This window comes from Mesorhizobium sp. WSM4829, from assembly GCF_055811475.1.
The window spans coordinates 113187-127055 of the sequence record NZ_JBVVQJ010000020.1 but is presented as its reverse complement, the minus strand read 5'-3'; the positions used below and the strand labels follow the sequence as shown (position 1 = coordinate 127055).

Below are 13869 nucleotides of genomic sequence, written 5' to 3'. Positions count from 1 at the left end.
ACCTCCTTCGTCTTTCCGGCCGAAATAGAATCGAGCTTCGCCGAAAAGCGCAACCGACATGTGTGAATGCGATAGGTGTAGTGACGGGGAGAAGGAGGCTGGCCTGCAATCTCGGCAGCCTTTCCGCAACGCTGGAGATTGGCGAAATCCTTTGCGATGCCGTCCTTCTCCCCGTCGCTATACGGGGAGAAGTGCCCGGCAGGGCGATGAGGGGCAGCGCAGACCTGCAGCAATTTGCTCTGTCTTTCACTTTGCCGTGCCATTCGCCACATGTCCAATTCCGGTCTAGAATAGGAAATCGGCTTCGTGTATGGAGCCGCGATCCCCATATTGGGGCGAAATGGCGGGCGACAGCACCCGCTGGAAAGAATTTTGGGTGCAACGATGACGAAATGGTCGCCGAATTCGTGGAGAGCAAAGCCGATCCAGCAGGTTCCTGCCTATCCGGATCTTGCCGCGCTGAAGAACACGGAAGCCCAGCTCGCCACCTTTCCACCGCTGGTTTTTGCAGGCGAGGCACGCAAGCTGAAGAAGCAGCTTGCGACCGTCGCTGCCGGTGACGCATTCCTTCTGCAGGGCGGCGATTGCGCCGAGAGTTTTGCCGAGCATGGCGCGGACAACATCCGCGACTTCTTCCGCGTCTTCCTGCAGATGTCCGTGGTGCTGACCTTCGCCGGCGCGCAGCCGGTGGTGAAGGTCGGCCGTGTTGCCGGCCAGTTCGCCAAGCCGCGCTCGTCCGACAACGAGACCAAGGGCGGCGTGACCTTGCCCAGCTATCGCGGCGACATCATCAACGGCATCGAGTTCGACGCCAAGTCGCGCATTCCCGACCCCGCACGCCAGGAGATGGCCTACCGCCAGTCAGCGGCGACGCTCAACCTGTTGCGCGCTTTTGCGCAGGGCGGCTACGCCAGCCTGGAGAACGTGCATCAATGGATGCTCGGCTTCGTGTCCGACAGCCCGCAGGGCGAGAAATACGAGTCGCTCGCCAACCGCATCACCGAGACGATGGACTTCATGAAGGCTGTCGGCATCACCTCGGAGACCAATTACGCGCTGCGCGAGACCGACTTCTACACCAGCCACGAGGCGCTGCTGCTCGGCTACGAGGAGGCGCTGACCCGCGTCGATTCGACCTCGGGCGACTGGTATGCAACCTCCGGCCACATGATCTGGATCGGCGATCGCACCCGCCAGCCCGACCATGCCCATGTCGAATACTGCCGTGGCATCAAGAACCCGCTGGGCCTGAAATGCGGCCCGTCGCTGACGCCGGACGGCTTGCTGCAGCTCATCGACCTGCTCAATCCGGAAAACGAGCCCGGCCGGCTGACGCTGATCGCGCGCTTCGGCTCCGACAAGGTCGCCGAGCATCTGCCGAAGCTGGTGCGCGCAGTGCAGAAGGAAGGCCGCAGCGTGGTGTGGTCGTCGGACCCGATGCATGGCAACACGATCGAGGCCGCCGGCTACAAGACACGGCCGTTCGACCGCATCCTGAAGGAGGTGCAGAGCTTCTTCGAGGTGCATCGCGCCGAAGGCACGCATCCGGGCGGCATCCATATCGAGATGACCGGCAAGAACGTCACCGAATGCACCGGTGGCGCCCGCGCCATCACCGCCGAGGAATTGCAGGACCGCTACCACACCCATTGCGACCCGCGCCTCAACGCCGACCAGGCGATCGAACTGGCGTTCCTGGTGTCGGACCTGCTCAAGAAAAGCCACCCGGTCCAGCACAAGCAGGCCGTCAACGGCTGATTCAGTCGCCATCGATTAGGTCTTGCATCTTGCACGCTCCGGTCTGATCGACGAGTACCGGCTCTACATCCACCCGGTCGTGCTTGGCGGCGGCAAGCCGTATTTCCAGTCCGGCCTGTCGCTGACCTTGAAGCCGCTTGGTAAGGAAAGCCTAACCCAGGGCGTGACGCTGCTGCGCTACGCACCCGTCGGTTTTTAGTCAGGATCCGGCTAGCGGCCGCGCTCCCAGCGCAGTCCGTTGAGCCGGGGATCGGCGGCAAACGCCGTCCTGGAAAACTCGATCCGGTTTTGCGGGAACTCGCAGATCGCCTGCACGCCGAAGGCGCCCAGCCTGATGCGCCAGGTGTGGGGTTCCAGCGGTTTCGGCTTGGCAAAGCCGCTGCATGCCAGCAGCGCCACATTAGCGCCTTTCGGGTCGCGCACGGAGCGATAGCGGATCGCCTCCAGCCCGGCTTCGCGCGCGACATCGGCAATATTTTGGCAGGCCGCATAGTCGGTCGGGTGCGTCCACACCGCTGCGTCGCGGTCGAGCGGCGGCCGCGTCAGGTCGATCACCTTTGTGCTGCGTATCGCTGCGGCGAAGGCGGTGTATTCGGCGGCGTCGCGTGGCCACGGCGTAGCCGGCGATTCGGCGAAGAACAGCAGGCGGTAAAAAGCCATCTCAGAGACGGCAGTCATAATGGTTTCCGCCGCATAGTAGACGCCCTTGGTCCTGCCGGCGCGGCGGAAGCGCGAACCGTGCGGATAGATCGAGCCGTAGCGGAAGGGCGTTGCCAGGAGATAATGCAGATGCCGGCATTCCAAGGGGATTTGCGGCTTGGTTTCCTCGATCAGGTCTTCGAGGACGGCCTGCTCGTCGAGCGTGTCAACGACTTTCAATGTCGAGACGCGGTGCTGCGCCTCGACCATGCGCCAGTATTTGCCATCGAGCCCATGCTTGCCACCTCGTTTGGCGGCTTCAGACGAGAGCGCGTCGGGAGTCCAGATAGGCGATGACATCGACAAGCCCTGATATCGTCACGATTTTTTCGAGCGGGGTGCCATCGAAGGCCGTGTTGGCATTCTTCAGCCATGCCCGGGCGACGGTCTCGTCGCCGCCGACAATGGCGTCGAGCGAGCGGAACAGGCGGACGAACAGCACGGCAAGCTCGAACGGCTTGGTTCCACGCTCCAGCAGGAATTCCTGCCTGCGCATGCGCGAAACCGTGGCTTCCGAAACCCCGATGATGGAGGCCAGCATCCTGGCGGTAATTTCCAGCAGGTCGGCCGCGCGCAGCGTCGCCTTGGTCAGCACTGCATTTTCGGCCGTGTTGGCGGCGAGATTGGGTTGCATTGTCGGCAGCGTCTCCTTTCTGATGAAAATATAGCGCACAAAAATTCATATGGAAAGGTATTGCTTTAACAATTGGCGAACCGTCGAGAGGCTGTTGGCGCGGCCTGCCGCTTTGTCCAAACCGTGCTGTGCGGAACACGCCCGTCGAATGTCGCATTCGCTTGAGCACGGCCGCTGCAAAACTGGAATCCTGGCAAGGGACGCCGAGGATCACAGCTGCGTCGGGAGGCCCGAGATGGACAACACACATAGCGGCTCTTGCCTGTGCGGGGCTGTGCGGTTCAAGACGCGAGGGGCCTTGCGCGGCGTCATCTACTGCCACTGCTCGCAATGCCGGAAGCAGAGCGGGCATTTCTACGCTGCAACCAATGTTGCCAACGCAGACATCACGATTATGGGCGCGGAAAGCATCACCTGGTACCAAGCATCGTCGTTTGCCAGGCGCGGTTTCTGCAAGACATGCGGCTCGTTGCTGTTCTGGAAGCCGCAGGATGATGAATATGTTTCGGTTCTCGCCGGACTGTTCGACAAGCCCACCGGACTTCAGGGCCAATGCCACATATTCGTCGGCGACAAGGGCGACTACTACATGATCGACGATGGGCTGCCGCAGTTCGAAAAGTCCACGTCGTCGATCAAGGTCGCCGATGAGTGACAAGCTCGCCGGCAAATGATTTTTGCAGCGATCGCCTTATTCCCTTGATCCGGCCATTGCGCTATCCCCTGCCGGTGATTCGGAAAGGTTTGGCATGCAGCGGCTGATCGATGCTTTCTACAATTCAGTGCGGGCATTTCGCAAATTGGCTTCCAGCGAAAAAGCCTTCCAGCAGGAGCTGATGCTGCTCGTGCTGGCGCTGCCGCTCGGCTGGTTTGTTTCGGTGTCGTGGCGCGGCTATGCGCTGCTGATCGGCGCGGTGCTGCTGCTGATCATGGTCGAAGTGCTGAACACCGGCATCGAGGCCGCATGCGATGCGTTCAGCCGGGAGTTCAACGTCGATATCCAGCTCGCCAAGGACTGCGGTTCGCTGGCGGTGCTGATTTCGGTGGTGATCGTTGCCGGCGTCTGGGGCATCGCCATCATCGAGCGAATCATGGGGCTACCGATCTAGCCCTCAAACCCCTACATGCCGGTCACCACAACCTGATCCCATGATCTGTTCCGAAACCCGCTATACACTTTCCGGGATCATGGTCTGAGGAGACCGACATGACCGCCGATTCCCTGCTGCTCGAACGCGCAGGCCTGCCGGACGATTTGCGCTGGCTTGCTGAAAAATACCCGCGCGAGGTCTGGCAGGGCCACGCCAATATCCATGGCCTCGCCACTATGTGGCTGCAGCGGCACGACATGTTCCGCGAGCTCGGCGGCATGCTGACCAACGGCACTGACGACTATCGCGAGGGCCGGCTGACGGCGCCGGAGTTCGCGCGCTGGTTCGCGCCGCGGCTCAATCATTTTCTTGGGCACCTCGACGGCCACCATAATGTCGAGGATATCCATTATTTTCCGGTCTTCGCCAAGGCCGAGACCCGGCTGAAGCGCGGCTTCGAGATTCTCGATGCCGATCATCATACGATCCATGAAGGGCTGGAGCGCAATGCCGAGGCGGCAAACGCTTTCATCCGCACGCTAAGCGAGAGCGAGGACAAGCAGCGCTTTGCCGCCGATGCCTATGCCGACGAGAACAGCCGGTTGATCGCCATGCTGACCCGGCACCTTGCCGACGAGGAAGACCTGATCATCCCGCTGATCCTTGATCGCGGCGACCGGGCGCTCGGCATCGACTGATCATCACGTCTCCTTGCTACGCTCCTTCTTGGCAATGGTATGAGCGATGAACCAGGCGAGGATCGCTGCTGCCAGGCCAATCGCCAGGGCGATCAACAATCGCTCGTGACCGACCAACGCCTGGCCGACGATGCGCTCCGCGCCCAGCCCGAACACATAGCCGATGGTGGTGAACAATCCGGCCCAGACCATCGATGAAATGGCGTTGAGAATGACAAAGCGCGTCACGGCAATGCCGGACAATCCGGCCGCGATGCCGCCGACAAGGCGCAGGCCATAGATAAAGCGGTTCGTCAGCACGAAAATGTCGGGATGGGTGGAGACAAGACGATAGGCGTGGCTGAAACCCGGCCGGCCCTTCAGTTTGACCACGAACGGATGGTCGGCGAAGCTTCGTCCGAGGATAAAGAAACAGCTGTCGCCGGCAAAGGCGCCGATGGCGGCCGCCAGGAACGCCTGCCACAGGACGAAAACATGCTGATGCGCGAAAAAACCGCCGAGGAGGGCGGCACTTTCGCCCTCGGTGACACAGCCCAGAAAGACGGCAATCAGCCCATATTGCTCGATGAGATTATGGATGGCATCCGTCATGAAGGCGTCCGCTGCTTCGACAGGATATCGTCGATCCGCTTCACCTGTTCGGCCAGCTGCGCGATCTCGTCGCGCATGCCAACGATCTGGCTGTGGCGCAGTTCGTCCAGCTTCTCATGCAGCGCCATGATCTCGATCTCGGCCTTGAGATTGACCTCGTAGTCGTGGGCGGCGTCGATGCGGTCGCGCTCGGCCTGGCGGTTCTGCGCCATCATGATCACCGGCGCCTGCAGCGCAGCGATCATCGACAGGATAAGGTTGAGGAAGATGAAGGGATAGGGATCGAAGGCGTCGCGCGACAAAAGCCAGGCATTGCCTGACGTCCACAGGATCAGGAAGGCGATGAAGACCAGGATGAAGGACCACGAACCGCCGATCCGGGCGATGGTATCGGCGAGGCGGTCGCCAAACGTCTGGTGAAAAGCGAGGGTCTTGTTGGTGTCCTTCGCGATCGTGGTGCGTTCGAGCGTGCTTTGCAGCACCTGGCTCTCGACCTGGCTTAGGCCATCCGGCCTTCGCCGCAGCCAGCGGTTTGCCAGATCTTCGATCGTCTTGTTCATTGTCGCCTCCGTCGTCAGCGTCCGCATAGACCTAGAGGCTGCCGGTTCGCGCGGGAAGTGGTAGATTGACGCGACAGGGTGAGGAAACAATGATGGATTTTCAGAAAATCCGCGCCCGCGCGGCCAAACGCAAGGGCGGGGAAGCGGTGCTGGCATCGCTGCTGGGGCCGATGCCCGACAATGCCGCGGTGGCTGACATTAGCGATGGCCGCATCCTGTCGACGATGGCCGAGCGTGTTTTTGCCGCCGGTTTCGTCTGGCGCGTCATCGAGCAGAAATGGCCGGGTTTCGAACAAGCGTTTCTCGGCTTCGAGCCGAAGCGGCTGTTGTTCCAGCCTGACGATTTCTGGCACGAGCTGACGGCCGACGAGCGCATCGTGCGCAATCCGCAGAAGATCAAGGCGGTTCGCGACAACGCGGCTTTCGTCGAGCGTGTGTCGAAGGAGCACGGCGGCTTTGGCAGGTTCCTCGCCGACTGGCCAGAAGACGACCAGGTTGGGCTGATGGCCTATCTCGGCAAGCATGGCAGTCGGCTCGGCGGCAATACCGGCCAGTATTTTTTGAGGTGGCTGGAGTGGGACGCCTTCATCATCTCAGGCGACATGGCGGCCGCACTGCGCGACGCCGGCCTGGACATCGCCGAACACCCGACCTCGAAGCGCGATCTCGACAAGATCCAGAACCAGATCAATGCCTGGGCGGCGGACACCGGGCTGCCGCGCCGGCATATTTCGCGCATCCTGGCGATGTCGATCGGCGAAAACCATTCGCCGCAGGCATTGCGCGAATATATGGGCGAATAGGACGCGATCGGGATCCGGCGGTCCGATCGGTCTTACGAATGAGATGTGTCATACGGTCTGACACGAATGACCTAGGTCATTCGGTCTGGACACGAATGACATAGGTCATTCGGTCCGGGGTGGTCCAAGCAAACGCCATTGCCCGGCCAATTCTGTCGCGCTAAGTCAGCAGGCATGACCGACAAGACCGCTTCCGACATATTGCGCATCGCCGTCGCCCAGCTCAATCCAACGGTTGGCGATGTCGCCGGCAATCTTGCCAAGGCGCGCGAGGCGAGGGCGGATGCCGCTCGCCAGGGCGCCGACATCGTGCTGTTCACCGAGCTTTTCCTTGCTGGGTATCCGCCCGAAGACCTGGTGCTGAAACCGGCGTTCCTGAAGGCCTGCGAGCGGGCGGCGCAGGATTTCGCTGGCGACACTGCCGATGGCGGGCCGGGCGTCATCATCGGCACGCCGCTGAAGCGCAAGACCGGCACGCACAATTCGATCATCTTTGCCGATGGCGGCAAGATCCTTGCCGAGCGCTACAAGCTCGATCTGCCGAACTACGGCGAATTCGACGAGAAGCGCGTCTTCCAGGCCGGCCCTGAAATCCAGGGGCCGGTCAATTTCCGCGGCGTGCGCCTGGGGATTCCGATCTGCGAAGATATTTGGGGCGATGTCGGCGTCTGCGAGACGCTGGCCGAAAGCGGTGCTGAAATCCTGCTGGTGCCGAACGGCTCGCCCTATTATCGCGGCAAGGTCGATGTTCGCCACCAGATTGTCATCCGCCAGGTCATCGAATGCGGATTGCCGATCATCTATGCCAACCAGCTTGGCGGCCAGGACGAGCTGATCTTCGACGGCGCGTCGTTTGCCATAGGTTCCGACAAGACGCTGGCCTTCCAGATGAGCCAGTTCGAGGAAACGGTCAACGTCACCACCTGGAAGCGCAACCGCGCCGCCGCGGGCGCGCAAAATAGAAATAACGCCGCGGCAGGCGCGCAACTTGGAAATGGTCCTGATGGCTGGGTCTGCTCCGAAGGACCGATGTCAAAAATCCCGGAAAAGGAGGAGGCCGATTACCGTGCCTGCATGCTGGGCCTGCGCGACTACGTCAACAAGAACGGTTTCAAGAATGTCGTGCTCGGGCTTTCCGGCGGCATCGATTCGGCGATCTGCGCCGCACTTGCCGTCGATGCGCTCGGCGAGGAGCGGCTGCGCGCCGTGATGATGCCCTACCGCTACACTTCTAAGGACTCGCTCAAAGACGCCGAGGATTGCGCCCGCGCGCTCGGCTGCCGTTACGACATCGTGCCGATCTTCGAGCCGGTCGACGGATTCCTGCATACGCTGACGCAGCTTTTCGAGGGCACCAAGCAAGGCATCACCGAGGAAAACCTGCAGAGCCGCGCGCGCGGCACCATTTTGATGGCGATCTCCAACAAGTTCGGCTCGATGGTGGTCACCACCGGCAACAAGAGCGAGATGTCGGTCGGCTACGCCACGCTCTACGGCGACATGAATGGCGGCTTCAACCCGATAAAAGACCTCTACAAGATGCAGGTCTATGCGCTGGCGCGATGGCGCAATACGCATGTGCCGCCGGGTGCGCTGGGCCCTTCCGGCGAGGTGATCCCGAACAACATCATCGACAAGGCGCCGTCGGCGGAACTGCGTGAGAACCAGACGGATCAGGACTCGCTGCCGCCCTATCCGGTGCTGGACGACATATTGGAGTGTCTGGTCGAGAACGAGATGGGTGTCGACGAGATTGTGGCCCGCGGCCACGACCGGGCAACGGTGACGCGCATCGAGCACCTGCTCTACATCGCCGAATACAAGCGCCGGCAGGCAGCGCCGGGCGTGAAGATCACCAAAAAGAATTTCGGCCGCGACCGCCGTTATCCCATCACCAACCGGTTCAGGGACGGCGGCTAGATCGCCGTTTTTTGCTGCTGTAAAAATGGCTGCCGCGAGGAAGTGCACAACCCGCGATTGTTGCAAAATCGCCTCACCAGTTGGACCAGATGCGCTTTTGGCCTTCCACTGACTTGGCGCGGCGTTGACGCGACTCTATAAACGCCTTTCCGCGATCCCTACGCATCGGCCTGAAAAGCGGAATCGATTTTCAGAAAGCACGATGCGCAGATTCAAGAAGTTGGAGCGTACTTTGTGCGTCCGAATGGACGCACGTCGCTCTAACGGGAGGACCGAATGCCAGGATTTGACATCGTTATGCGAGGCCGCGAAGCCTAGATCTCAGAGGGCGCGCCGGAAGGTTTTTCAGCTTCACGGCCAAGCAATCTGACAGCAGGCATTCGTCGATGCCGGTCGCCGCCCGTATTCGGGCGAGCCGCCAATATGCGAAGCTCCCGCATTCCTGGGCACTAATTCGCCCAACGCGGTTTTCTCAATTTCGACCTTACCGGGACCGGGCTCGTTTGCGCCCGAATGACATCATGGCTCGTTTTCAGATCGATTTGCGCGCCGGCGCCTTTCGCAGCGTCCTTGGCTTCACGCTCAGTCGTTGGCGGCGCCAGCCGTGGCGGCTTTCGCTCATCATGGGCACATTCCTGCTGTCGACCTTGGCCGACGTGCTGACGCCGCTCTATTCCGGCCGGCTGGTCGACGCCGTCGCCAGCAGTGCTGCGGCCGACGACGTCGCGTGGAATGCGGCGATAGCGGCCTTTTCGATGCTGGTGGCGCTGGCGCTCACCGGCGTCGTGCTGCGCAACCTCGCCTTCATGGCCATCGTCGAACTGACCCTGAAGATGATGGCGGATATCGCCGCCGACGCCTTCCACCGGGTCCAGCGCTTCTCCACCGACTGGCACGCCAACAGCTTCGCCGGATCGACCGTGCGCAAGATAACCCGTGGCATGTGGGCGCTCGACCTGCTCAACGACACGATCCTGATCGCGCTGCTGCCGTCCGTCGTCATGCTCGTCGGCTCGACGCTGCTGCTCGGCTGGTTCTGGCCGCTGATGGGTGCTGTCGTCGCCGCAGGCTCGGTGCTGTTCATCGCGGTGACGGCGCTGCTGTCGCTTGGCTATGTCGCGCCCGCGGCAAGGCTTGCCAATGCATGGGACACGCGCCTTGGCGGCTCTCTGGCCGATGCGGTGAGCTGCAACGCCGTGGTCAAGGGCTTTGGCGCCGAGGAACGCGAGGAAACACGCCTCGCCAAGGTCGTCGCCAGATGGCGCGCCCGCACGCGCCGCACCTGGGTGCGCGGCACCATCAACGGCACCACGCAAGGATCGATGCTGCTGCTTCTGCGAACAGCGGTGATCGGATTTTCGCTGCTTTTGTGGTCGTGGGGGCAGGCGAGCGCCGGCGATGTCACCTTCGTGCTGACCTCGTTCTTCGTGCTGCAAGGCTATCTGCGCGATATCGGCACGCATATCCGCAATCTGCAGCGCTCGATCAACGACATGGAGGAACTGGTCGACTTCCAGTTCGAGCCGCTCGGCATCGAGGATGTGCCCGGCGCCAGGCCGATCCGCATCACCGACGGCCGCATCAGCTTCGACAACGTCACCTTCCATTATGGCAGCCACCGACTGCCGCTGTATCGCGACTTTTCGGTGGACATCGCGCCGGGCGAGCGCGTCGGGCTGGTCGGCCATTCAGGTTCGGGCAAGACGACCTTCGTCAAGCTGATCCAGCGGCTTTACGACGTGAACGCGGGAACGATCCTGATCGACGGCCAAGATATTTCCGGGGTGGCGCAGGCGTCGCTGCGCGGGCAGATCGCTATCGTCCAGCAGGAGCCGATCCTGTTCCACCGGTCGCTGGCCGAAAACATCGCTTATGCCCGGCCGAGCGCGACGCAGGCCGAGGTCGAGCATGCCGCACGGCTGGCAAGCGCGCACGACTTCATCGTCGATCTGCCGAAAGGCTATGGCACGCTGGTCGGCGAGCGCGGCGTGAAACTATCGGGCGGCGAGCGCCAGCGGGTGGCGATCGCGCGGGCCTTCCTTGCCGATGCGCGGATCCTCATTCTGGACGAGGCGACATCGAGCCTCGATTCGGAATCGGAGGTGCTGATCCAGCAGGCGATGGAGCGGTTGATGGTCGGCCGCACGACGCTGGTCATCGCGCACCGGCTTTCGACGGTGCGAGCGCTTGACAGGCTCCTGGTGTTCGATCGCGGCCGCATTGTCGAGGAGGGCTCGCATGATCAACTGATCCGGCTGCAAGGCGGCATCTACCGCCGGCTGTTCGAGCGCCAGGCGCTCGAATTGACCAAGGGGCTGGCGATCTGACGACTTGCAGCGCCGCGCGCGTCCAACAACTTTGAATCTGCGGATCGTGCTTTCCGCAAATCGGTTCCGATTTTCGGGCCGATTAGAGCGACGTGCGTCCCCTTGGACGCACAAAGTACGCTCTAACAACTTTGAATCTGCGCATCGTGCTTTCCGCAAATCGGTTCCGATTTTCGGGCCGATGCGCTAAAACGCGCGTCGCTGCCGCCTTTTCATCGCCTTCGTCATGTCTTATGTCTGCGGCCAAGCGCGGGGGCGTGTCTTGTCAACAGCAAAACCATCCGGTACGCCCCATTCATGACAGTTACCGTCCGTTTCGCCCCATCACCCACCGGCCGCATTCATATCGGCAATGCCCGCACGGCGCTGTTCAACTGGCTGTTCGCCATGAACAACAAGGGCCGCTTCATCCAGCGCTTCGACGACACCGACGTCGCGCGCTCGACGCAGGAATTCTCCGACGCCATCCTCTACGACCTGCATTGGCTGGGCATCTTTCCCGACGCCACGGAATACCAGTCACGGCGCTTCGAGTTTTACGATGCGGCGGTGGAGAAATTGAAGGCGGCGCGCCTTCTCTATGCTTGCTACGAAACACCGGAAGAGCTCGATCTCAGGCGAAAGGTGCGCCGCACGCGCGGCCTGCCGCCGGTCTACGGCCGCGAGGCGCTGACGCTGACGGCTGAGCAGGTCGCCGAATACCAGGCCGACGGCCGCCGGCCGCATTGGCGCTTTCTGCTGCCTAATTTCACCAGCGATCCGCTGCAGCCGGAGCGCACCGAAATCCACTGGAACGATCTGGTGCGCGGCGAGGAAACCGTCGACCTAGCCTCGCTTTCCGACCCGGTTCTGATGCGCGAGGACGGCACCTATCTCTATACTCTCCCTTCGGTGGTCGACGACATCGAGATGGGGATCAGCCATGTCATCCGCGGCGACGACCACGTCACCAATACCGGCGTGCAGTTGGCCTTGTTCCAGGCGCTGGGTGCCGAGCCGCCGGTGTTCGGCCACCACAATCTGTTGACCACCGCATCGGGCGAGGGCCTGTCGAAGCGGAGTGGCGGGCTGTCCATCGAAAGCCTGCGCGAGACCGGCATCGAGCCGATGGCGGTCGCCTCGCTGGCGGTGCTCGTCGGCACCTCGGAAAACGTCGTCGCGGTGCAGACGATGGCTGAGCTTGCCGAGCGCTTCGATCCGGCGGCGACATCGAAATCCCCGGCCAAATTCGATCCGGACGAGCTTTTCGTGCTCAATCGCACGCTGCTGCACCATATGCCGTTTTCCGAGGCGCGCGACCGGCTGATCGTGCTCGGCATTTCCGGCGAACAGGCGGAGCCGTTCTGGCTGGCGGTGCGCGGCAATCTCGACAGGCTGGCCGACGCCGCAATCTGGTGGCGCACACTTCGCGACGGCCCGCAGGAGCAGCCGGACTTTTCCGACCCCGACCGCGAGTTCCTTCGCCAGGCGTTCGACCTTTTGCCGGAAGACCCCTGGAACGGGTCGGTCTGGAAGGAGTGGACCGGCAGGATCAGGGAAGCAACCGGCCGCAAGGGCAAAGCGCTGTTCACGCCGCTCAGGCTGGCGCTTACGGGCCAGCCCTCGGGGCCGGAGCTTGCAGATCTGTTGCCGCTGCTGGGTCGGGAAGGAACGTTGGCCCGACGACCCTGACCTTGCGCTGTCCCGGCGGCGGCAAGGTCGTCGGCGAGGGTTTTGCGGCGGGGCGCTCGATGGCTTCGCGATCGAGCCGGCCTTCGACATTGGCCAAACTCTCGGGGTCGGCAGGGGCAGCCTGTTTCGGGCTTGGCGGGTTGCCGGCAATGATCTCGAAATTTCGCGCGGCGTTGCAGCCGCAGGCCGGCGGACGCGCGGGCTGCTTGTAGAGATAGGCGGTCGGCAGCTCGCTGTAGGGCCTGCCGGTTACCGAAGACGTCATGCCGCCCGAGTCGTCGCCAAAGCCGCGCGCATAAAACACCTGCATCTCGGTGCCGGGGCAACTCGAATCGCAGTTCTTCTGGTCGCGCTCGAAATCGCCCAGCGAGGCGGCGTTCGACATCGGGAAGAAATAGCCGTCGCAGGTGCGCACGCACATGGTGCGGAATTCGCCGTGCGGCTGGCCCATGTCGTCGGCATTATCGAGCATGGTGCGGATGTCGCGCGGACCCACGGCTTGATCGGGCTCTTCAGGCCGGTCGGACGCGCCGGGTCCAATTGCGTCGCTGCCCAAAAGCTGGTCGAGCAAGTTTTTCTCGCCGGTTCCACGGCTGGCGTCGCGGCCCGGTGCCGGCTTTGGCGGCGCCGCATCATCGCGGCAGCCATTGGCGTCGAGCGAAGCCAATATGCGTGCGCGATTGCGGTGCGAGCCGTCCCCGGCGAGTTCAGCGCGCGTAGCTTGCAAGCCGTCGAGATTGGCTGCCATGCGATCGATGGTGGCGTCGAGTGCGGCGCATGCGTTGGCGTTGCGGCGCGACAGCGAAAAGCCGCAGCCGGCGCGGCTGGATTGGCTGACGGCCTTTGAAATCTGCTGGCGCTGCCGCACGATTGCATCGTCATATTTCCTGAGCAGGGCTGGCTTGGTGCCGCCACCGCGCGAAGCGGCCGCGAGATCGGCTTCCAGTTGCCGGCAAACACCGGAGGCGGCCTGCAGTTCGGTGGCGGCAAAGCCTGACAATGCCAAGGCACCGAGCAGTGCTGCGGCGCGCGTCAGCTTCCACCCTCCGCCCATACGGAACTCCGCTTGCCTCGTCCGTTGCGAAGGTTACCGCGTCCGCGGTTAACTGTTTATTTA

Annotated in this window: 13 protein-coding genes and 2 pseudogenes; 9 read left to right on the top strand and 6 right to left on the bottom strand. The window is 62.4% G+C overall.

Annotated elements, in window-relative coordinates; all coding sequences use genetic code 11:
* A pseudogene (locus AC0L17_RS19990) lies at window positions 1-263 on the bottom strand (hypothetical protein); the annotation flags it as partial.
* Window positions 264-384: 121 nt separating this feature from the next.
* Between AC0L17_RS19990 and AC0L17_RS19985 the strand changes: the two are divergent.
* Together AC0L17_RS19985 and AC0L17_RS19980 are read left to right on the top strand one after the other, a co-directional pair.
* Window positions 385-1758, top strand: a complete 1374-nt coding sequence (locus AC0L17_RS19985; protein ID WP_023801100.1) for a class II 3-deoxy-7-phosphoheptulonate synthase — start codon at window positions 385-387, stop codon at window positions 1756-1758.
* Window positions 1759-1786: 28 nt separating this feature from the next.
* Window positions 1787-1957, top strand: a pseudogene (locus AC0L17_RS19980) (dihydrofolate reductase family protein); the annotation flags it as partial.
* Between the two features lie 11 nt (window positions 1958-1968).
* On the opposite strand, the gene AC0L17_RS19975 reads toward AC0L17_RS19980, so the two are convergent.
* On the bottom strand, window positions 1969-2757 hold the full coding sequence (locus tag AC0L17_RS19975) for an RES family NAD+ phosphorylase (protein ID WP_473517099.1): 789 nt from the start codon (window positions 2755-2757) through the stop codon (window positions 1969-1971).
* A complete protein-coding gene (locus tag AC0L17_RS19970) occupies window positions 2717-3091 on the bottom strand; it encodes an antitoxin Xre/MbcA/ParS toxin-binding domain-containing protein (RefSeq protein WP_473517098.1) in 375 nt (124 codons plus the stop codon). The genes AC0L17_RS19975 and AC0L17_RS19970 overlap by 41 nt, the downstream gene beginning before the upstream one ends.
* A 235-nt stretch (window positions 3092-3326) precedes the next feature.
* Here AC0L17_RS19970 and AC0L17_RS19965 point away from each other — a divergent pair, with 235 nt between their 5' ends.
* The 3 genes from AC0L17_RS19965 (at window position 3327) to AC0L17_RS19955 (ending at window position 4880) form a co-directional block, all read left to right on the top strand.
* The gene (locus AC0L17_RS19965) at window positions 3327-3746 is read left to right on the top strand and encodes a GFA family protein (RefSeq protein WP_473517097.1); all 420 of its coding nucleotides are present in this window, start codon (window positions 3327-3329) and stop codon (window positions 3744-3746) included.
* A gap of 94 nt (window positions 3747-3840) precedes the next feature.
* Entirely contained in the window at window positions 3841-4200 is a 360-nt protein-coding gene (locus AC0L17_RS19960; RefSeq protein WP_091593617.1) for a diacylglycerol kinase, read from the top strand.
* A gap of 98 nt (window positions 4201-4298) precedes the next feature.
* Window positions 4299-4880: a hemerythrin domain-containing protein gene (locus AC0L17_RS19955; protein ID WP_473517096.1), complete on the top strand. Its 582-nt coding sequence runs from the start codon at window positions 4299-4301 to the stop codon at window positions 4878-4880.
* Between the two features lie 3 nt (window positions 4881-4883).
* On the opposite strand, the gene AC0L17_RS19950 is transcribed toward AC0L17_RS19955, so the two are convergent.
* The gene (locus AC0L17_RS19950) at window positions 4884-5471 is read right to left on the bottom strand and encodes a DedA family protein (RefSeq protein ID WP_473517095.1); all 588 of its coding nucleotides are present in this window, start codon (window positions 5469-5471) and stop codon (window positions 4884-4886) included.
* Window positions 5468-6031 (bottom strand): DUF1003 domain-containing protein, encoded by a 564-nt coding sequence (locus AC0L17_RS19945; RefSeq protein ID WP_473517094.1) that lies wholly within the window; start codon window positions 6029-6031, stop codon window positions 5468-5470. The genes AC0L17_RS19950 and AC0L17_RS19945 overlap by 4 nt, the downstream gene beginning before the upstream one ends.
* A gap of 89 nt (window positions 6032-6120) precedes the next feature.
* On the opposite strand from AC0L17_RS19945, the gene AC0L17_RS19940 reads away from it, so the two are divergent.
* The 4 genes from AC0L17_RS19940 (at window position 6121) to gltX (ending at window position 12752) form a co-directional block, all read left to right on the top strand.
* The gene (locus tag AC0L17_RS19940) at window positions 6121-6834 is read left to right on the top strand and encodes a DNA-3-methyladenine glycosylase I (protein ID WP_473517093.1); all 714 of its coding nucleotides are present in this window, start codon (window positions 6121-6123) and stop codon (window positions 6832-6834) included.
* Between the two features lie 174 nt (window positions 6835-7008).
* Window positions 7009-8754, top strand: a complete 1746-nt coding sequence (locus tag AC0L17_RS19935) for an NAD+ synthase (RefSeq protein ID WP_473517092.1) — start codon at window positions 7009-7011, stop codon at window positions 8752-8754.
* 521 nt (window positions 8755-9275) lie between these two features.
* Window positions 9276-11081 (top strand): ABC transporter ATP-binding protein, encoded by a 1806-nt coding sequence (locus AC0L17_RS19930; RefSeq protein ID WP_473517091.1) that lies wholly within the window; start codon window positions 9276-9278, stop codon window positions 11079-11081.
* Between the two features lie 297 nt (window positions 11082-11378).
* Window positions 11379-12752 carry a glutamate--tRNA ligase gene (gene gltX, locus AC0L17_RS19925; RefSeq protein ID WP_287319591.1) on the top strand — a complete coding sequence of 458 codons (1374 nt, stop codon included), beginning with the start codon at window positions 11379-11381 and terminating at the stop codon, window positions 12750-12752.
* Here the strand turns inward: gltX and AC0L17_RS19920 are convergent.
* Entirely contained in the window at window positions 12670-13806 is a 1137-nt protein-coding gene (locus AC0L17_RS19920) for a DUF2865 domain-containing protein (protein ID WP_473517090.1), read from the bottom strand. The two genes, gltX and AC0L17_RS19920, sit on opposite strands and share 83 nt — an antisense overlap.
* Window positions 13807-13869: the final 63 nt, after the last annotated feature.

What these genes read in the sequence shown, in the direction of transcription:
- AC0L17_RS19985 (WP_023801100.1), top strand. Translation starts at nt 385, where the DNA reads ATGACGAAATGGTCGCCGAATTCGTGGAGAGCAAAGCCGATCCAGCAG.
- AC0L17_RS19975 (WP_473517099.1), bottom strand. Translation starts at nt 2,757, where the DNA reads ATGTCATCGCCTATCTGGACTCCCGACGCGCTCTCGTCTGAAGCCGCC.
- AC0L17_RS19970 (WP_473517098.1), bottom strand. Translation starts at nt 3,091, where the DNA reads ATGCAACCCAATCTCGCCGCCAACACGGCCGAAAATGCAGTGCTGACC.
- AC0L17_RS19965 (WP_473517097.1), top strand. Translation starts at nt 3,327, where the DNA reads ATGGACAACACACATAGCGGCTCTTGCCTGTGCGGGGCTGTGCGGTTC.
- AC0L17_RS19960 (WP_091593617.1), top strand. Translation starts at nt 3,841, where the DNA reads ATGCAGCGGCTGATCGATGCTTTCTACAATTCAGTGCGGGCATTTCGC.
- AC0L17_RS19955 (WP_473517096.1), top strand. Translation starts at nt 4,299, where the DNA reads ATGACCGCCGATTCCCTGCTGCTCGAACGCGCAGGCCTGCCGGACGAT.
- AC0L17_RS19950 (WP_473517095.1), bottom strand. Translation starts at nt 5,471, where the DNA reads ATGACGGATGCCATCCATAATCTCATCGAGCAATATGGGCTGATTGCC.
- AC0L17_RS19945 (WP_473517094.1), bottom strand. Translation starts at nt 6,031, where the DNA reads ATGAACAAGACGATCGAAGATCTGGCAAACCGCTGGCTGCGGCGAAGG.
- AC0L17_RS19940 (WP_473517093.1), top strand. Translation starts at nt 6,121, where the DNA reads ATGATGGATTTTCAGAAAATCCGCGCCCGCGCGGCCAAACGCAAGGGC.
- AC0L17_RS19935 (WP_473517092.1), top strand. Translation starts at nt 7,009, where the DNA reads ATGACCGACAAGACCGCTTCCGACATATTGCGCATCGCCGTCGCCCAG.
- AC0L17_RS19930 (WP_473517091.1), top strand. Translation starts at nt 9,276, where the DNA reads ATGGCTCGTTTTCAGATCGATTTGCGCGCCGGCGCCTTTCGCAGCGTC.
- gltX (WP_287319591.1), top strand. Translation starts at nt 11,379, where the DNA reads ATGACAGTTACCGTCCGTTTCGCCCCATCACCCACCGGCCGCATTCAT.
- AC0L17_RS19920 (WP_473517090.1), bottom strand. Translation starts at nt 13,806, where the DNA reads ATGGGCGGAGGGTGGAAGCTGACGCGCGCCGCAGCACTGCTCGGTGCC.